Below are 17,184 nucleotides of genomic sequence, written 5' to 3' on the forward strand. Positions count from 1 at the left end.
TAACGACCAGACTTCCCTTATGCCGTCTTCGGTGTTAGGGCTGGTCAGGGCGAGCCATCCGGAACCGGCCGCCGCGGTCACCGTGGTGGCCGGGCTGCTGGCGGCCGGCGTGGGGCACCGGCCGGCCGGGGTCGCCGCCGTGGTGCTCACCGTGCTGGCCAGCCAGCTCGCCGTGGGCTGGAGCAACGACGCGCTCGACGCGCACCGGGACGCCATGGTGGGGCGTACCGACAAACCGGCGGCCACCGGCGTGGTCCGGCGACGAACCCTCGGGTACGCCGCGGCCACGGCCGCCGTCGCCACCCCGCTGGTGGCGCTGTCCCTCAACGGCGCGGCGGCGGCGTGCGTCACGCTCGGGCTGGTGTCCGCGCTGCTCTACAACTGGCCGCTGAAGTCGACCCCGCTGTCGGTGCTGCCGTACGCGGTCTCCTTCGGCGCGCTGCCCGGCTTCGTGGTGCTGGCCCTGCCCGGCGCGCCCGCGCCCCCGGTCTGGTTGGTGGCCGCCGCCGCCTGCCTGGGCGCCGGGGCGCACTTCGCCAACGTGCTGCCGGACCTGGCGGACGACGCGCGGACCGGGGTGCGCGGGCTGCCGCACCGGCTGGGGCCGACCGGCAGCCGGCTGGCCGCCGCCGGCCTGCTCCTCGCGGCGACCGTCGTCCTGGTCGTCGGGCCACCGGGGCCGCCGTCGTGGGCGGGCCTGTCGGCCATCGCCGTCGCCGTCGTGGTGCCGGCCCTCGGCTGGTACGCCGGACGGAGCGCGGCCCCGGCCGGCGGCCGGCCGGTGGCCGCCTTCCGGGCGGTGATGGTGGTGGCGCTCCTCGACGTGGTCCTGCTGGTGACGAACGGCCGGGTGATCTGACCGGCCCCCGGGAAGGTGGTATTGCCGGGTCGGCGTGCGGGCCTCGATCAGCCCCAACTACCCTGGAGCGCGGTCTGCGCGGGTATGGCCACCCCACGCCCGGCGTACGGCCGGGTGGGGATCGTGACGAGGAGGACCGACGTGACGCGCTCGATCAGGGGTTCCGGACGGGCGGCCCTGCTGCTGGCCGGCACGGCTGGGGCGGCGAGCCTGCTGCTGTCCGGGTGTGGCGCCGGCCAGGTGGCCGAGACCGCCATCAAGGTCCCGTCGGTGCAGGGCGTCAACGTCCAGACCCCCGACTTCCAGTTCCTGGTGCGCGGCCTGTACGTGCAGTCCCCGGGCACCGAGGGCTACCAGGCGGGTGCCAACGCCCCGCTCGACGTCGTCCTCTACAACGACAGCAAGGCCGCGGTCACGGTGACCGTCACCACCGACAGCGCCCGTGACATCGTGCTCACCGGCGCCGACGCGGGCGGCCCGCAGGCGAGCCCGACCAACTCCCCGACCGAGCCGGCCTCCGCCTCGCCCACCCCGAGCAACCCGAACGCCTCGCCGAGTGAGGCGCTGGGGTCGGGCGCGCCCGCCTCCCCGTCGGCCACCCCGATCGAGACGGCCCCGACCGGCCTGCCGGCCCGGATCGAGATCCCGGCCAAGGGATTCGCCCAGCTCAGCCCCGCCAGCGACCGCTTCCTCCAGCTCGTCGGCCTGAACGACAAGCTGCTCAGCGGCCAGCAGGTCAGCCTGACCTTCGACTTCGGCAACGGCCAGGTCATCCGGACCGGGGCCCCGATCGGCGTACCGTTCACCCCGGCCGCGCCGCCCTCGCCGATCGTCCACCCCCGCGAGGAGGCGGGCCCCGAGAGCGGCGGCCCCCACGGCTGACCCGCCGACTGATCTTCCCGGCACCGCCGGTGTGGCCTCCGCCACGCCGGCGGTGCCGCCGTTTCCGGGTGGGCTTTCGTCGTACCGTCCGGTTAGCGTCCTGGGGTGAGCACGCCCCGATCGACCTCCTCCCGCGCCACCACCACCGGTCGCAGCCGCGGCGCCGCCCGGGAGCCACGCCCGGCGTACGAGTGCGACGCCTGCGGCCACCAGCCCCCAAAGTGGGTGGGGCGCTGTCCGGAGTGCGGCGAGTGGGGCTCGGTGGTCGAGTGCACGGTCACCGGGCCGCTGGTCTCCGGCCGGGTGGTCAGTTCCCGGATGCCCGCCGAGCCGGCCCGCCCGATCGCGACCATCAGCGCCGCGCCGGCCCGGGCCCGGCCCACCGGGGTCAGCGAGCTCGACCGGGTGCTCGGCGGCGGCCTGGTCCCCGGCGCGGTGGTGCTGCTCGCCGGCGAGCCCGGAGTCGGCAAGTCCACCCTGCTGCTCGACGTGGCCCAGCAGTGGGCGGCCAACGCCGGCAGCCCGTCGCTGGTGGTCAGCGGCGAGGAGTCGGTCAGCCAGGTGCGGCTGCGCGCCGAGCGGATGGGCACCCTGCACGAGCAGCTCTACCTGGCCGCCGAGAGCGACCTGTCGGCGGTGCTCGGCCACCTCGACGCGGTCAAGCCGGGGCTGCTGGTGCTCGACTCGGTGCAGACCGTCTCGACCACCGGCGCGGAGGGCGTGCCGGGCGGGGTCACCCAGGTCCGGGCGGTCACCGCGGCCCTGGTCGCGGTCGCCAAGGAGCGTGGCGTCGCCACCGTGCTGGTCGGCCACGTGACCAAGGACGGTCAGGTCGCCGGCCCCCGGGTGCTGGAGCACCTGGTCGACGTGGTGTTGCACTTCGAGGGCGACAAGCACTCGTCGCTGCGCATGGTCCGGGGGGTGAAGAACCGGTTCGGCGCGGCCGACGAGGTGGGCTGCTTCGAGATGCACGAGGGGGGCATCAGCAGCCTGGCCGACCCGTCCGGGCTCTTCCTCACCCGCTACTCGGAGCCGGTGCCGGGCACCTGCGTCACGGTGGCGATGGAGGGGCGGCGGGCCCTGGTGACCGAGGTGCAGGCGCTGATCGGCGCGACGGTCGCCGGCTCGCCACGGCGTACGGTCTCCGGGCTGGACGGGGCGCGGCTGGCGATGGTGCTGGCGGTGCTCCAGCGGCGCACCGAGCGGCTGACCCTGCACGATCGTGAGGTGTTCGCCGCCACGGTCGGCGGCATCCGGGTGGTGGAGCCGGCCGCCGACCTGGCCGTGGCGCTCGCGGTCGCCTCCGGCGGCCTCAACCTGGCCATCGCCCCGCACCTGGTGGCGATCGGCGAGGTCGGGCTCACCGGCGAGGTACGCCGGGTCGGGGCGGTGCCGCGCCGGCTGGCCGAGGCGGCCCGGCTCGGCTTCCGGCTGGCCCTGGTGCCACCCGGCTGCGGGCCGGGCAGCAGCGGGGTGGCCCCGGAGAACATGCGGGTGATCGAGGTCACTGACGTACGCGGGGCGCTCCAGGCTGCCGCCCGCGCTTCGGCCGAGTGACCCACGGTGAGCGTACGGTGGGATCGGCCAGGCGATTCCGGACAGCGGGCGTACCGGCTCGCCGAGGGGAGAAGCCGGACATCGTGACACATCACAGTAACCACGAGAGCACCCACCGCAGGGCAGTCCGTAGACTGTGCCCGTGCCGATCGACCGCGATGCCACCAAGCCCACCGCGACGACGCCGCACGCCCGCACCGGCGCCGTGGGTTCCTCCGCCCGTCCGATCAGCGTGAGCGTGACCGGGAGCGTCGGCGGAACCGGCGGGGACCCGCTGCGGGCCAACCTCGCCCTGATGGCGCCCGGCACCGCCCTGCGGGACGGTCTGGAGCGCATCCTGCGCGGTCGCACCGGCGCGCTGATCGTCCTCGGCTACGACAAGGTGGTCGACTCGATCTGCACCGGCGGCTTCCCGATGGACGTCGAGTTCTCCGCGACCCGGGTCCGTGAGCTGTGCAAGATGGACGGCGCGGTGGTGCTCTCCAGCGACGGCACCCGGATCGTGCAGGCAGGTGTGCACCTGATGCCCGACCCGTCGATCCCCACCGAGGAGTCCGGCACCCGGCACCGCACGGCGGAGCGGGTGGCCCGGCAGACCGGCTACCCGGTCATCTCGGTCAGCCAGTCCATGCGGATCATCAGCCTCTACGTCAACGGCCAGCGGCACGTGCTGGACGACTCGGCGGCGATCCTGTCCCGGGCCAACCAGGCCCTGGCCACCCTGGAGCGCTACAAGCTCCGCCTCGACGAGGTCTCCGGCACCCTGTCCGCCCTGGAGATCGAGGACCTGGTCACCGTACGCGACGCGGTGGCGGTGGTGCAGCGGCTGGAGATGGTCCGCCGGATCGCCGACGAGATCGCCGGGTACGTGGTGGAGCTGGGCACCGACGGTCGGCTGCTCGCCCTCCAGCTCGACGAGCTGATGGCCGGCGTCGACGCCGACCGTACCCTGGTCATCCGGGACTACCTGCCGGTCGGCCGGAAGTCGCGCACCCTCGACGAGGCGCTGGTCGAGCTGGATCTGCTCAGCGCCACCGAGCTGATCGACCTGGTCGCGGTGGCCAAGGCGATCGGCTACCCGTCCGCCTCCGACGCTCTCGACGCGGCGGTGAGCCCGCGCGGCTTCCGCCTGCTGGCGAAGGTGCCTCGACTGCCCGCAGCCGTGGTGGACCGGCTGGTGGTGCACTTCGGCAGCCTCCAGCGGCTGCTCGGTGCCACGGTGGAGGACCTCCAGGCCGTCGAGGGGGTCGGCGACGCCCGGGCCCGGGGCGTCCGCGAGGGGCTGTCCCGGCTCGCCGAGGCGTCCATTCTGGAGCGGTACGTCTGAGCCGCCGCCCCGGGTCGGGCCTGCCCGACCCGGTCGCCGGTCAGTTGGTGATGGTCAGCTGCACCGGTTTGCTGATCTTGGTGTCCAGCCGCGCGAGAAGCTGGTAGGTGCCAGCGGGGACGAATTCGCCGGCGGCGAGGCCGTTCGCGCAGCGGTTGCTGTACCGGCCGTTCCAGCCCAGCTCGTAGGAACGCTCGAAGTTCGGGGTGAACGACTGCACGTCCGATTCCCGGGCGGTGCCGCAGGTGTCGGAGGACCAGACCTTGTCGGCACCGGCCTTGATGTACAGCTCCTGTGGGCCGGAGCCGACGTCCCGGCTGCACGTACGCCCCGAGACGTTCTTAATCTTGAAGCGCAGGGTGACCACGGTGCCCCGCTGGGCGGTGGCCGGCAGCGCCACCGGGGTCACCTGGATCTCTGAGTCGGCGCAGGTCCCGTCGTCGACCACCGGGGCGACCGAGGCGTCCGTCCCGCTGCCGCCACTCGCCGGGCCGCCCTGCCCGCCACCCGTCGGACCGCCCTGCCCGCCGTCCGCGCCGCCGTCCGCGCCGCTGCCGGAGTCCTCCGGCGTCGGGGACGGGCTGCCGGACTTCGGGGTCAGCACCGACTCGGTCGGCCGCGGGGTCGAGGTGGACGCCTTCCCCGACGGGCCGGCGCCGTCCGCGCTGGTGTTCTTGGGCTCCTGACCCGTGCAGGAATAGAGCAGGACAATCAGGAAGAGAAGCCCCGCTCCGAGCACGACGGCGCGACGCCGCCAATACACGGCGGGTGGCAGGGGGCCGACCGTCAGACGCATGATGCGTTCACCGTAGTCGGGCGGCGCACGGCGCGGGGAGCGACGCGCCGGTGCGTCTCGGTCGCACCGGTCCGACCATCCACAGTCGACTTTCCACGATCACCGAACGGCTCCGGACGGGCGCGCAGCGCCACGACGGACCCCGGGCCCTGCTCGGTCAGAGGTAGACCTTGCGCTGGTAGACGGCGTGCGCGCTGGCCACCCGGTCGAGGAAGAGCAGGCCGGCGCAGTGGTCGATCTCGTGCTGGAGCGCCCGCGCCTCGAAGGCGTCGGTGACCAGCCGCACGGGCTCGCCGGTGCCCGGGAGCACCGCCTCAACCACCAGCCGGCCGGCGCGCTTCACGTCACCGGTCAGGTCGGGCACCGACATGCAGCCCTCCCGCCCGGCCTTCCAGCGGGACGCCTCGACCACCTTCGCGTTGCAGAGCACGAACGTGCCGTGCACGGTGGCCGCCTTCGGATGGCCGGTGACGTCCACCGCGAACACCTGGGCGCTCACCCCGACCTGCGGCGCGGCGAGGCCCACGCAACCCGGCGAGATCCGCATGGTGGCGACCAGGTCGGCGGCGAGTCGGACCACCTCGTCCGAGGTCGGGTCGACCTCCGGGCCGGGCCGGCTGAGCACCGGGTCGGGCGCGACCACCACCGGCCGTACCTCACCCGGCACCGCCAGCGCGTCGGGGGTCCAGCCGCCCAGGCCGACGTACTCGGCGGTCACAGCAGGTCCGTGTCCGCCGGGCGGAGGCTGACGCCCACGCCGAGCTCGGCGGCGGTACGGGCGAGCCGGCCGGCCACCTCGTCGGAGCTGCCCGGTGGCAGCTCGACCTCGGCGACCACCACATAGAGGGACCCGGTCAGCCGGGTGCTCAGATCGGTGACGTTGCCGCCCGCGTCGGCCAGCACCCGGGTCATCGTGGCGACGATGCCCATCCGGTCCGCGCCGTGCACCGCCAGCACGTAGGGCTCGCCGGGCGTCGGCGTCTGCCCGTCCGGGGTGACCGCGCGTACGGTGGCCAGGAGCTGGCCGTCGGCGGCGAGCGGGGCCAGCGCGGCCTCGACGTCGGCGGCGGCCGGGCCCACGCAGATCAGGGTCATCGCGAAGTGACCCCGCAGCCGGGTCATCGTGGAGTCGGTGAGGTTCGCGCCGAGCGCCGCGAGCGCCTCGGCGACATCGGCCACGATGCCCGGCCGGTCCCGGCCGATGACGGTGATCGCGAGCTCGTTCATCCGGACATTCTGCCGCGTCGCTCCCAGGGTGGCCGGAGGGGCCCGCCCCGCCCGCCCATCCTGCGGGAAAGCCACCCGTGACATGATCGGCAGCGCCATGTCCGAGCCCACCTTCGCCACCCTGGTCAGCCGCTGGTACGAGCGGAACGCCCGCGACCTGCCGTGGCGCGAGCCGGGCGTCGGCGCCTGGGCGATCCTGGTCAGCGAGGTCATGCTCCAGCAGACGCCGGTGGTCCGGGTGCTGCCCGCCTGGGCGGCGTGGCTGGACCGCTGGCCCACCCCGGCCGCCCTCGCGGAGGACACCCCGGCCGAGGCGATCCGGATGTGGGGCCGGCTCGGCTACCCCCGCCGGGCGGTGCGGCTGCGGGACTGCGCGGTGGCGATCGTGCAGCGGCACGGCGGCGAGGTGCCGGATCGGCTGGAGCAGTTGCTGGCGCTGCCCGGCGTCGGGACGTACACGGCCCGGGCGGTGGCGGCGTTCGCCTTCGGGCAGCGGCACCCCGTGGTCGACACCAACGTACGCCGGGTGGTGTGCCGGGCGATCGCCGGCGAGCCGGACGCCGGCCCGGCCACCCGCCCCGCCGACCTGGTCGCCACCGAGGAGCTGCTGCCCGTTGAGCCCGCCGCGGCGGCCCTGGCCAGCGCCGCCTTCATGGAACTCGGCGCGGTGGTCTGCACCGCCCGCGCGCCACGGTGCGCGGTGTGCCCGGTCGAGTCGGTCTGCGCCTGGCGGGCGTCCGGCCAGGAGGCGCCGGCCGGTCCGACCCGCCGTCCCCAGCGCTACGCCGGCACCGACCGTCAGGTACGCGGTCTGCTGCTCGCGGTGCTCCGCGAGGCGACCGGCCCGGTGCCGCACCAGCGGCTGGACCAGGTCTGGCACGACGACGTGCAACGCGCCCGGGCGCTGGCCGGGCTGGTCACCGACGGCCTGGTCGAGCCGGTCGGCGAGGAGTCCTTCCGCCTGATCGGGGACGGCCCCCCGGTCCCCCTCCCCCGCCCCTGAACCGCCCGGCGGCACCCCGCCGGTCCCCACGCGGCGCACTCGCGCCGCGGCCGACCCCGCCACAACGCCGATCTGGCGGGTTCCAGCCGCCGCCGGCCCCGCCACATCGCCGACCCGAAGTCGATCAAGCACGGGACGGCCGGGCGGGACTGCGAGGACAGGAAAGGCGACGGCCCCGGTGGCTCTCGCCTACCGGGGCCGCCGCCCTTTTGTCAGATCCGCCCGGCGTTACGCCGCGTCGTCCGCTCCCGCGGTGGCCGCGCCACCGAGGTCCGCCGGGACGGCGTCCGGCACGGCCACCGGCCGGTCGGCGCCCCGGAAGACAAGCTTGGACTTGTCGACGTTGCTCGGGTCGCCCTCGCAGTCCACCACCACGATCTGACCCGGAGTCAGCTCGTTGAAGAGGATCCGCTCGGAGAGGTTGTCCTCGATGTCGCGCTGGATCGTGCGACGCAGCGGCCGCGCACCCAGCACCGGGTCGAAGCCCTTCTTCGCCAGGTACTTCTTGGCGTTGTCGGTCAGCTCCAGGCCCATGTCCTTGTTCTTCAGCTGGGTCTCGATCCGCTGGATCATGATGTCCACGATCGAGAGGATCTCGTTCTCGCGCAGCTGGTGGAAGACGATGGTGTCGTCGATCCGGTTCAGGAACTCGGGCCGGAAGTGCTGCTTGAGCTCGTCGTTGACCTTCTGCTTCATCCGGTCGTAGTTCGACTCGGAGTCCTCAGAGGCCTGGAAGCCCAGCGAGACCGCCTTGGCGACGTCGCGCGTACCGAGGTTGGTGGTCAGGATGATGACCGTGTTCTTGAAGTCCACGATCCGGCCCTGGCCATCGGTGAGCCGCCCGTCCTCCAGGATCTGGAGGAGCGTGTTGAACACGTCCGGGTGGGCCTTCTCGATCTCGTCGAACAGGACCACCGAGAACGGCCGACGACGCACCTTCTCGGTCAGCTGCCCGCCCTCGTCGTAGCCGACGTAGCCGGGAGGGGCACCCACCAGCCGGGACACCGTGTACCGGTCGTGGAACTCGGACATGTCCAGCTGGATGAGGGCGTCCTCGCTGCCGAACAGGAACTCGGCGAGCGCCTTGGACAGCTCGGTCTTACCGACACCGGACGGGCCGGCGAAGATGAACGAGCCGGACGGGCGCTTCGGGTCCTTCAGGCCGGCCCGGGTACGCCGGATCGCCTTCGAGACCGCCTTGACCGCGTCCTCCTGGCCGATGACGCGCTTGTGCAGCTCGTCCTCCATGCGCAGCAGGCGCGAGGTCTCCTCCTCGGTCAGCTTGTAGACCGGAATGCCGGTCCAGTTGCCGAGCACCTCGGCGATCTGCTCGTCGTCGACCTCGCTGACGACGTCCAGGTCACCGGCCTTCCACTCCTTCTCCCGCTGGGCCTTCTGGCCGAGGAGCTGCTTCTCCTTGTCGCGAAGCTGGGCGGCCCGCTCGAAGTCCTGCGCGTCGATCGCGGACTCCTTGTCGCGGCGCACCTGGGCGATGCGCTCGTCGAAGTCACGCAGGTCTGGCGGCGCGGTCATCCGACGGATCCGCATCCGGGCACCGGCCTCGTCGATCAGGTCGATCGCCTTGTCCGGCAGGAACCGGTCGGAGATGTACCGGTCGGCCAGGGTCGCGGCGGCGACGAGAGCCGCGTCGGTGATGCTCACCCGGTGGTGCGCCTCGTAGCGGTCCCGCAGGCCCTTGAGGATCTCGATGGTGTGGGCCAGCGAGGGCTCACCCACCTGGATCGGCTGGAAGCGGCGCTCGAGCGCGGCATCCTTCTCCAGGTGCTTGCGGTATTCGTCGAGGGTCGTGGCGCCGATGGTCTGCAGCTCGCCACGGGCCAGCATCGGCTTGAGGATGCTGGCGGCGTCGATCGCGCCCTCGGCGGCACCCGCACCCACCAGGGTGTGGATCTCGTCGATGAACAGGATGATGTCGCCGCGGGTACGGATCTCCTTGAGCACCTTCTTGAGGCGCTCCTCGAAGTCACCGCGGTAGCGGGAACCGGCCACCAGGGCACCGAGGTCGAGCGTGTAGAGCTGCTTGTCCTTCAGCGTCTCGGGCACCTCGCCCTTGATGATCTTCTGAGACAGCCCCTCGACCACGGCGGTCTTGCCGACGCCGGGCTCACCGATCAGGACCGGGTTGTTCTTGGTACGGCGGGAGAGCACCTGCATGACCCGCTCGATTTCCTTCTCGCGCCCGATGACCGGGTCGAGCTTGCCCTCGCGGGCGGCCTGGGTCAGGTTGCGGCCGAACTGGTCCAGCACCAGGCTGGTCGACGGCGCGGCCTCACCCGGCGCGGTGCCCGCGGCGGCCGGCTCCTTGCCCTGGTAGCCGGAGAGCAGCTGGATCACCTGCTGGCGGACCCGGTTGAGGTCGGCGCCGAGCTTGACCAGCACCTGGGCGGCGACGCCCTCGCCCTCACGGATCAGGCCGAGCAGGATGTGCTCCGTGCCGATGTAGTTGTGGCCGAGCTGCAGCGCCTCGCGCAGCGACAGCTCCAGCACCTTCTTGGCCCGCGGCGTGAACGGGATGTGCCCGCTCGGCGCCTGCTGGCCCTGGCCGATGATCTCCTCGACCTGCTGGCGGACGCCCTCCAGGGAGATGCCGAGGCTCTCCAGGGCCTTTGCCGCGACACCCTCACCCTCGTGGATCAGGCCCAGCAGGATGTGCTCCGTACCGATGTAGTTGTGGTTGAGCATCCGGGCCTCTTCCTGGGCCAGGACGACAACCCGTCGCGCTCGGTCGGTGAACCGCTCGAACATGCCCTCGTGCTCCTCACATGCCGTGCGCCTTGATGGTCAAGATCTTGGCGGGGCCGGTGCGCGGACGTCCGGGACGGGCGTCCGTGCCTCCTTACTCTATCGCCGCGGACCGACTCCGCTGAGGTCGTGTGTCCCCGCGAAAGGCCGTTCCCACGTCGTTTCTGACAACCGTCCACGCTCAGCAGGTGTTCCGGTACCCCTGGCTGTACGCGCAGAGCGAAATTCGACCACTGGTGGAAAAGCCCGGTCGGGGGCCTCCGGAAGGTCTTCCGGGCTCGGGGCGGGCGGCGTCGGTGCCACCGCCGTCATCCACAACCTGTGGACAGCATCTCCACCGCCTGTGGACAACCTGCCCCGGGACGGTTTTCTTCCCGCCCCCGACCCGGTTCCACGGCGTACCGTCCGGCGTGCCCGACACGTCCCGCACGGACCGGACAGACGGCTCACCAGGGCGGAAACGGCGACGCCGGCCCGGAGTGGCACTCCGGTCCGGCGTCGGTGTCGCCCGGTACGGGTCGTCGGATCAGTGACCAGCCTTCGCGTGGTACTCCTCGACGATCTCCTGCGGGATGCGGCCCCGGTCGGAGATGTCCTTGCCGGCCTTCTTCGCCCAGGCCCGGATGGCCTTGTTCTGCTCACGGTCGGCTGTCGCGCCGCCCCGGCCGCGCGCGGCCCGGCCGCCGACGACCACCCCACCACGACCGACCTTGGTCCCGTGCGCGATGTACTGAGCGAATACGTCACGCAATTTCTCGGCGTTGGTCGACGACAGGTCGATCTCGTACTGCACCCCGTCGAGCGCGAACTTGACGGTCTCGTCAGCGTCCCCGCCGTCCAGGTCATCGACCAGCTTGTGAATGATCTGCTTGGCCACGTCCCACATTCCTTTCGAGCAGGGTGGTGCTCCTGCGAATCCAGGAGAACAATAACCTGCCCGATGCTTGCCGCGTCAATAGGATGCGGTAACGACCCGGGGACGGGCGGCGGCTACTCCGGCCGAACCAACGGGAACAGGATGGTTTCCCGAATTCCCAGGCCGGTCAGCGCCATCAAGAGCCGGTCGATTCCCATTCCCATACCACCGGCCGGCGGCATTCCGTACTCCATGGCCCGGAGGAAGTCCTCGTCCAGTCGCATCGCCTCGTCGTCGCCACGGGCGGCGAGCTGCGCCTGGGCCACCAGCCGCTCCCGCTGCACCACCGGGTCGACCAGCTCGGAGTACGCCGTGCCCAGCTCGAAACCGAGGACGTAGAGGTCCCACTTCTCGGCCAGTCCCGGCTCGCCGCGGTGGGCCCGGGTCAGCGGGCTGGTCTCCTCCGGGTAGTCGCACACGAAGGTGGGCGCCTGCAGCGACGGCACCACCAGTTCCTCGAACAGCTCCTCGGCCAGCTTGCCCGGACCCCACTTCGGGTCGACCGCGAGCCCGACCTTGTCGGCGTACTCGACGAGCCGGGACCTTTCGGTGCGGACGGTGACCTCCTCACCGAGCGCTTCGGAAAGAACACCGAACAGCGTCACCGACCGCCACTCGCCGCCCAGATCGAACTCCTGGCCGTCGGCGTGGGTGACCACCGTCGATCCGGCGACCGCGATCGCCGCCTGCTGCACGAGATTTCGGGTCAGCTCGGCCATCGTGTTGTAGTCGCCGTACGCCTGGTAGGCCTCGAGCATCGCGAACTCCGGCGAGTGCGACGAGTCGATGCCCTCATTACGGAAGTTGCGGTTGATCTCGAAGACCCGGTCCACGCCGCCCACCACGGCGCGCTTGAGAAACAGTTCCGGCGCGATTCGCAGATACAGATCGGTGTTGAGCGCATTGCTGTGGGTCACGAATGGGCGGGCCGCCGCGCCGCCGTGCAGCAACTGGAGCATCGGGGTCTCCACCTCGATGAAGTCCTGCGCGTGCAGAGTGTCACGGAGGCTACGCACGGCGGTCGCCCGGGTACGCACCATCTGCCGTGCCTGCTCGCGGACCACCAGGTCCACGTAACGCTGGCGGACCCGGGCCTCCTCGCTCAGCGGCTTGTGCGCCACCGGCAGCGGGCGCAGTGCCTTGGCGGTGACCGCCCACTCCTCGACCAGCACCGACAGCTCGCCACGCCGGCTGGTGATCACCTCTCCGGTGACGCCGACGTGGTCGCCGAGGTCGACCAGGCGCTTCCAGTCCTCCAGCCGCTGCGCGCCGACCCGGTCCAGCGAGAGCATCGCCTGGAGTTCGGTGCCGTCGCCGTCCCGAAGGGTGGCGAAGCAGAGCTTCCCGGTGTTGCGTACGAAGATCACCCGGCCGGTGACCGAGACCCGGTCGCCGGTGGCGGTGTCGGTGGGCAGGTCGGCGTACTGGGTGCGGATCCGGGCCAGCGTGCTGGTCCGGGGGTATCCGACGGGGTACGCCTCGACGCCCTCGGCGAGCATCCGGTCCCGCTTCTCCCGGCGGACCTTCATCTGCTCGGGAAGGTCGTCGGCGGGGTCTACTGGCACGGCGTTCTGCTCGGTCACGGCACGCTTCCTCAAGCCTTGGCGGGATATCGGCGGGTCAGCACATGAGCGTACTCAAGCCCCGTGCCGGCCGTTACGGGATAACCTGCCGCCCATGACGGACCCCACTCAGGCGCTCTCCTTCGGCGCCGCCGCCGCCGACTACGACCGGTTCCGGCCCCGCTATCCGGAGGAGGCGCTGCGCTGGGCCCTCGACGGCCTGGCCGCGCCGGCCCGGGTGGTGGATCTGGCCGCGGGCACCGGCATCCTCACCCGGGGACTGCTCGCGCTCGGGCCCTCCGACGGCTCCGGGTCGCGGCGCGGCGGGCCGGAGTTGTCGCAGGTCGTACCCGTGGAGCCGGATCCGGGGATGCGGGCGCAACTGGCGGTCGCGACCCCGGGCGTGACGGCCCTGGCGGGCAGCGCCGAGTCGGTGCCGCTGCCGGACGGGTCGGCGGACGCGGTGCTGGTGGGGCAGGCGTACCACTGGTTCGACCGGGAGCCGGCGCACGCCGAGATCGCCCGGGTGCTGCGGCCCGGCGGCACCTTCGCCCCGATCTGGAACGTCCGGGACGAGCGGGTGGCCTGGGTGGCGGAGCTGACCCGGATCGCCCACCTCGGCGACAACGCGGGCAACGTGGTCGAGAGGTACGGCGACTTCGGTCCGGCGTTCGAGCCGGTCGAACTGGGCGAGTTCGCCCACTCGACCACGCTGACGCCCGACGAGGTGGTCGGCATGCTGCACACCCGGTCGTACTGGCTCACCGCCTCGCCGGACGAGCAGGAGCGGGTCGACCGGGACCTGCGGCAGCTCTTCGCCACCCACCCGGACCTGGCCGGCCGGGAGACCGTCGAGCTGCCCTACCGGACGTACGTCTTCCGCACCCACCGGCGCTGACCGGCCGAGGGTCACACGTTGCGTTCGTAGACCATCCGCAGGCCGATCAGGGTGATCATCGGTTCGTGGTGGGTGATCGTGTGGCACTCGCCCAGCACCAGGGAGGCCAGGCCACCGGTGGCGATCACCGCCTTCACCTCGCCCAGTTCCTCGGTCATCCGCTCGACGATCCGGTCCACCTGACCGGCGAAGCCGAAATAGAGCCCGGCCTGGAGGCACTCCACGGTGTTCTTGCCGATCACCGAGCGGGGCTTGGTGGCCTCCACCTTGCGGAGCTGGGCGGCGCGGGCCGCGAGCGCGTCGAAGGAGATCTCGATGCCCGGCGCGAACGCGCCACCGAGGAACTCGCCCCGACCGCTGATCACGTCGAAGTTGGTGGTGGTGCCGAAGTCCACCACGATCGACGGCCCGCCGTAGAGGGTGTACGCGGCCAGGGTGTTGACCACCCGGTCCGCGCCGACCTCCTTCGGGTTGTCGATGGCGAGCTGCACCCCGGTGCGTACCCCGGGCTCGACGATCACGCTCGGCAGGTCCGCGTAGTAGCGGGACAGCATGGTACGCAGCGAGCGCAGCGCGGCCGGCACGGTCGAGCAGGCGGCCACCCCGGTGATCTCCACGGCGTCACCGGCCAGCAGCCCCCGGAACTTCAGACCCAGCTCGTCCGCGGTGGAACGGGCGTCGGTCTTGATCCGCCAGGAGTGCACCAGCTTGTCGCCGTCGAAGGTCGCCAGCACGGTGTTGGTGTTTCCGATGTCGATGCAGAGCAGCACGACCGCAGCCTAGACGCTCATTCCGCGCGCAGATCCAGGGCGATGTCCAGGATCGGCGAGGAGTGGGTGAGCGCGCCGACCGAGATGAAGTCCACCCCGGTCGCGCCGTACTCGGCCGCCACCGGCAGGGTCAGCCCGCCGGTGGCCTCCAGTTCGGCCCGGTCGCCCACCGCGGCGACCACCTCGCGCAGCCGCGCCGGGGTCATGTTGTCCAGCAGCAGGAAGTCGGCGCCGGCCTCGACCGCCTCCACCGCCTCGGCCAGCGTGTCCACCTCCACCTGCACCGGCACGTCCGGGAACGCCTCCCGGACCCGCCGGTAGGCGGCGGCGATCCCGCCCGCGGCGACCTTGTGGTTGTCCTTGATCATGGCGACGTCGTGCAGGCCCATCCGCTTGTTGGTGCCGCCGCCGGCGCGGACCGCGTACTTCTCCAGGGCGCGCAGGCCGGGGGTGGTCTTGCGGGTGTCGAGCACCGTCGCCTTGGTGCCGGTCAGGGCGTCGGCCCAGGCCCGGGTGTGGGTGGCCACCCCGGACATCCGGCAGAGCAGGTTGAGCGCGGTCCGCTCGGCGGTGAGCAGCAGCCGGGTCGGGCCGGTCACCGTGGCCAGCACGTCGCCGCGCGCCACCCGCTGCCCGTCGTGGGCCACCAACGACACCTCGACCGTACGGTCCGCCCCGGTCACCTCGCCGACCAGCTCGAACACCGCCGCCGCCACGGGCAGCCCGGCCACCACGCCGTCGGCGCGGGCGACCAGGTCAGCGGTGTCGTTCTGCTCGTCCGGGATGGTGGCGACACTGGTGACGTCGAGGAAGTCCGGGCCCAGGTCCTCGGTGAGCGCGTCGACGATCACCCGACGTACCTCCGCCGGGTCCAGGCCACCGGCCCGCAACGCCCGCTCCGTCGACTCCCTCATTTTTGTCCCTCCCACCGCTCGGTCAACGAGCCCTGCGTCCCGATCCCGCCGACGAAGTGGCCCAGCCACCGGTCGTCGGCGGTCGGGAAGTCCTCCCGCCAGTGGCAGCCCCGGGTCTCCCGGCGACGGTACGCGGCGGCGACCAGCGTCGACGCCACGGTGATCAGGTTCGTCGCCTCCCAGTCGGCGGTACGCGGGACCCCCCGGCCCTGGCCCAGCTCGGTCAGGGTGACGGCGGTCGCGGCGAGGGTGTCCGCCGAGCGGAGCACCCCGGCGCCCCGGGTCATCGCCCGTTGCAGGGCCGGGGTGCCGGCGGCCGGCAGCACCCAGCCCTGGCCGCCCACCCACGCGCCGGTCTCCGCCGGCTTCGCCTGCTCGGGCAGGCCGGCGGCGATGTCCTCGGCGATCCGGCGGGAGAAGACCAGCCCCTCCAGCAGCGAGTTGCTGGCCAGCCGGTTGGCGCCGTGCACGCCGGTGCAGGCGACCTCGCCGCAGGCGTACAGGCCGGGGATGGAGGTGCGGCCGCGCAGGTCGGTACGGACCCCGCCGGAGGCGTAGTGGGCGGCCGGGGCGACCGGGATCAGGTCGGTGGCCGGGTCCACCCCGATGGCCAGGCAGGACGCGACGATGGTCGGGAAGCGCCGGGCCAGGAAGTCCCCGCCCAGGTGGCGGGCGTCCAGCCAGACGTGGTCCGCGCCGGTGGCCAGCAGCACCCGGTGGATGCCCTTGGCGACCACGTCCCGGGGGGCCAGTTCGGCCAGCTCGTGCTGGCCGACCATGAACCGCTTGCCGTCCCCGTCGACCAGGTGGGCGCCCTCGCCGCGCAGCGCCTCGGACACCAGCGGCTGCTGGGCCCGCGTCGCGCCCGGCGCGCCCGCCGGCACGATCAGCGCGGTCGGGTGGAACTGGACGAACTCCACGTCGGTGACCGCCGCGCCGGCCCGCATGGCCAGCGCCACCCCGTCGCCGGTGGAGACCGCGGGGTTGGTGGTGGCCGCGAAGACCTGCCCCATGCCGCCGGTGGCCAGCACCACCGCCCGGGCCAGGATCGCGCCGACGCCGTCCTCGCTGCCCTCGCCGAGCACGTGCAGGGTGATCCCGCAGGCCGGGCCGAGCCCGTCCGGGCCGTCGCCGGGGGCCCGCAGCAGGTCCAGTACCAGGGCGTGCTCGACCAGCCGGATCCACGGGTCGCGGTGAACGGCGGCGTGCAACGCCCGTTGCACCTCGGCCCCGGTGGCGTCGCCGCCGGCGTGCACGATCCGGTCCGCCCGGTGGCCACCCTCCCGGGTGAGCATCAGCGAGCCGTCCGGGTTCCGGTCGAACTCCGCCCCGATCCGCATCAGCTCGCGCAGCCGGGTCGGACCCTCCTCCACCAGCACCCGCACCGCCGCCGGGTCGCACAGGCCGACGCCGGCGACCTCGGTGTCGTACGCGTGGGCGGTCGGGGTGTCGGCCGGGTCGAGCACGGCGGCGATGCCACCCTGCGCCCAGCGGGTCGACCCCTCGTCCATGTTGACCTTGGTGACCACGGTGACGTGCAGACCCGCCTCGCGCAGGTGCAGCGCGGCGGTCAGTCCGGCGACCCCGGAACCGACGACGATCACGTCGGTGGTCTCCACCCAGCCGGGTGCGGGCGCGGCGAGCAGCCTGGGCAGGGCCGGCAGGTCGACGGTCGCAAGGTCCATGAGCACAGTCAACCCGAAGGCTCCT

The 17,184-nt window shown here is 72.6% G+C and carries 15 protein-coding genes; 6 read left to right on the forward strand and 9 right to left on the reverse strand.

Annotation, left to right across the window (positions count from 1 at the left end):
- The first annotated feature begins 19 nt into the window (after positions 1 to 19).
- The 4 genes from GA0070621_RS21850 (at position 20) to disA (ending at position 4,625) form a co-directional block, all read left to right on the forward strand.
- Positions 20 to 859 (forward strand): UbiA family prenyltransferase, encoded by an 840-nt coding sequence (locus GA0070621_RS21850; protein ID WP_091198860.1) that lies wholly within the window; start codon positions 20 to 22, stop codon positions 857 to 859.
- Between the two features lie 141 nt (positions 860 to 1,000).
- The gene (locus GA0070621_RS21855; protein ID WP_091198862.1) at positions 1,001 to 1,741 is read left to right on the forward strand and encodes a RodZ family helix-turn-helix domain-containing protein; all 741 of its coding nucleotides are present in this window, start codon (positions 1,001 to 1,003) and stop codon (positions 1,739 to 1,741) included.
- 105 nt (positions 1,742 to 1,846) lie between these two features.
- Entirely contained in the window at positions 1,847 to 3,298 is a 1,452-nt protein-coding gene (radA, locus tag GA0070621_RS21860) for a DNA repair protein RadA (RefSeq protein WP_091198864.1), read from the forward strand.
- A 142-nt stretch (positions 3,299 to 3,440) separates the two neighbouring features.
- Entirely contained in the window at positions 3,441 to 4,625 is a 1,185-nt protein-coding gene (gene disA, locus GA0070621_RS21865; protein WP_091202713.1) for a DNA integrity scanning diadenylate cyclase DisA, read from the forward strand.
- A 40-nt stretch (positions 4,626 to 4,665) separates the two neighbouring features.
- Here disA and GA0070621_RS21870 read toward each other — a convergent pair whose 3' ends face one another.
- The 3 genes from GA0070621_RS21870 to GA0070621_RS21880 form a co-directional block, all read right to left on the reverse strand.
- Positions 4,666 to 5,421 (reverse strand): hypothetical protein, encoded by a 756-nt coding sequence (locus tag GA0070621_RS21870; RefSeq protein ID WP_091198866.1) that lies wholly within the window; start codon positions 5,419 to 5,421, stop codon positions 4,666 to 4,668.
- Positions 5,422 to 5,578: 157 nt separating this feature from the next.
- Entirely contained in the window at positions 5,579 to 6,139 is a 561-nt protein-coding gene (locus GA0070621_RS21875) for a peptide deformylase (protein WP_091198867.1), read from the reverse strand.
- Entirely contained in the window at positions 6,136 to 6,648 is a 513-nt protein-coding gene (locus GA0070621_RS21880) for a glycine cleavage system protein R (RefSeq protein ID WP_091198869.1), read from the reverse strand. The genes GA0070621_RS21875 and GA0070621_RS21880 overlap by 4 nt, the downstream gene beginning before the upstream one ends.
- Positions 6,649 to 6,745: 97 nt before the next feature.
- Here GA0070621_RS21880 and GA0070621_RS21885 point away from each other — a divergent pair, with 97 nt between their 5' ends.
- Positions 6,746 to 7,651 (forward strand): HhH-GPD family protein, encoded by a 906-nt coding sequence (locus GA0070621_RS21885; RefSeq protein WP_091202715.1) that lies wholly within the window; start codon positions 6,746 to 6,748, stop codon positions 7,649 to 7,651.
- Positions 7,652 to 7,879: 228 nt separating this feature from the next.
- Here GA0070621_RS21885 and GA0070621_RS21890 read toward each other — a convergent pair whose 3' ends face one another.
- The 3 genes from GA0070621_RS21890 to lysS form a co-directional block, all read right to left on the reverse strand.
- Entirely contained in the window at positions 7,880 to 10,417 is a 2,538-nt protein-coding gene (locus GA0070621_RS21890) for an ATP-dependent Clp protease ATP-binding subunit (protein ID WP_091198871.1), read from the reverse strand.
- 523 nt (positions 10,418 to 10,940) lie between these two features.
- On the reverse strand, positions 10,941 to 11,291 hold the full coding sequence (locus GA0070621_RS21895; RefSeq protein ID WP_091202717.1) for a histone-like nucleoid-structuring protein Lsr2: 351 nt from the start codon (positions 11,289 to 11,291) through the stop codon (positions 10,941 to 10,943).
- Positions 11,292 to 11,404: 113 nt separating this feature from the next.
- Positions 11,405 to 12,913: a lysine--tRNA ligase gene (gene lysS / locus GA0070621_RS21900; protein WP_091198873.1), complete on the reverse strand. Its 1,509-nt coding sequence runs from the start codon at positions 12,911 to 12,913 to the stop codon at positions 11,405 to 11,407.
- A gap of 94 nt (positions 12,914 to 13,007) precedes the next feature.
- On the opposite strand from lysS, the gene GA0070621_RS21905 reads away from it, so the two are divergent.
- Positions 13,008 to 13,790, forward strand: coding sequence for a class I SAM-dependent methyltransferase (locus GA0070621_RS21905; RefSeq protein WP_091198876.1), 783 nt, complete (start codon positions 13,008 to 13,010; stop codon positions 13,788 to 13,790).
- A gap of 11 nt (positions 13,791 to 13,801) precedes the next feature.
- On the opposite strand, the gene GA0070621_RS21910 is transcribed toward GA0070621_RS21905, so the two are convergent.
- From GA0070621_RS21910 to GA0070621_RS21920, 3 genes are read right to left on the reverse strand one after another with little or no spacing between them, the layout of a single operon-like run.
- Positions 13,802 to 14,560: a type III pantothenate kinase gene (locus GA0070621_RS21910; protein ID WP_091198878.1), complete on the reverse strand. Its 759-nt coding sequence runs from the start codon at positions 14,558 to 14,560 to the stop codon at positions 13,802 to 13,804.
- 17 nt (positions 14,561 to 14,577) lie between these two features.
- Entirely contained in the window at positions 14,578 to 15,474 is an 897-nt protein-coding gene (gene nadC, locus GA0070621_RS21915) for a carboxylating nicotinate-nucleotide diphosphorylase (protein WP_091198880.1), read from the reverse strand.
- Positions 15,471 to 17,159: an L-aspartate oxidase gene (locus tag GA0070621_RS21920; RefSeq protein ID WP_091198882.1), complete on the reverse strand. Its 1,689-nt coding sequence runs from the start codon at positions 17,157 to 17,159 to the stop codon at positions 15,471 to 15,473. The genes nadC and GA0070621_RS21920 overlap by 4 nt, the downstream gene beginning before the upstream one ends.
- Between the last annotated feature and the right edge of the window lie 25 nt (positions 17,160 to 17,184).

Source organism: Micromonospora narathiwatensis, from assembly GCF_900089605.1.
GTDB classification, from domain to species: Bacteria; Actinomycetota; Actinomycetes; order Mycobacteriales; family Micromonosporaceae; genus Micromonospora; species Micromonospora narathiwatensis.

Coding starts and splice junctions, on each gene's coding strand:
- GA0070621_RS21850 (WP_091198860.1), top strand. CDS start 20: ATGCCGTCTTCGGTGTTAGGGCTGGTCAGGGCGAGCCATCCGGAACCG.
- GA0070621_RS21870 (WP_091198866.1), bottom strand. CDS start 5,421: ATGCGTCTGACGGTCGGCCCCCTGCCACCCGCCGTGTATTGGCGGCGT.
- GA0070621_RS21880 (WP_091198869.1), bottom strand. CDS start 6,648: ATGAACGAGCTCGCGATCACCGTCATCGGCCGGGACCGGCCGGGCATC.
- GA0070621_RS21885 (WP_091202715.1), top strand. CDS start 6,746: ATGTCCGAGCCCACCTTCGCCACCCTGGTCAGCCGCTGGTACGAGCGG.
- GA0070621_RS21890 (WP_091198871.1), bottom strand. CDS start 10,417: ATGTTCGAGCGGTTCACCGACCGAGCGCGACGGGTTGTCGTCCTGGCC.
- GA0070621_RS21905 (WP_091198876.1), top strand. CDS start 13,008: ATGACGGACCCCACTCAGGCGCTCTCCTTCGGCGCCGCCGCCGCCGAC.
- nadC (WP_091198880.1), bottom strand. CDS start 15,474: ATGAGGGAGTCGACGGAGCGGGCGTTGCGGGCCGGTGGCCTGGACCCG.
- GA0070621_RS21920 (WP_091198882.1), bottom strand. CDS start 17,159: ATGGACCTTGCGACCGTCGACCTGCCGGCCCTGCCCAGGCTGCTCGCC.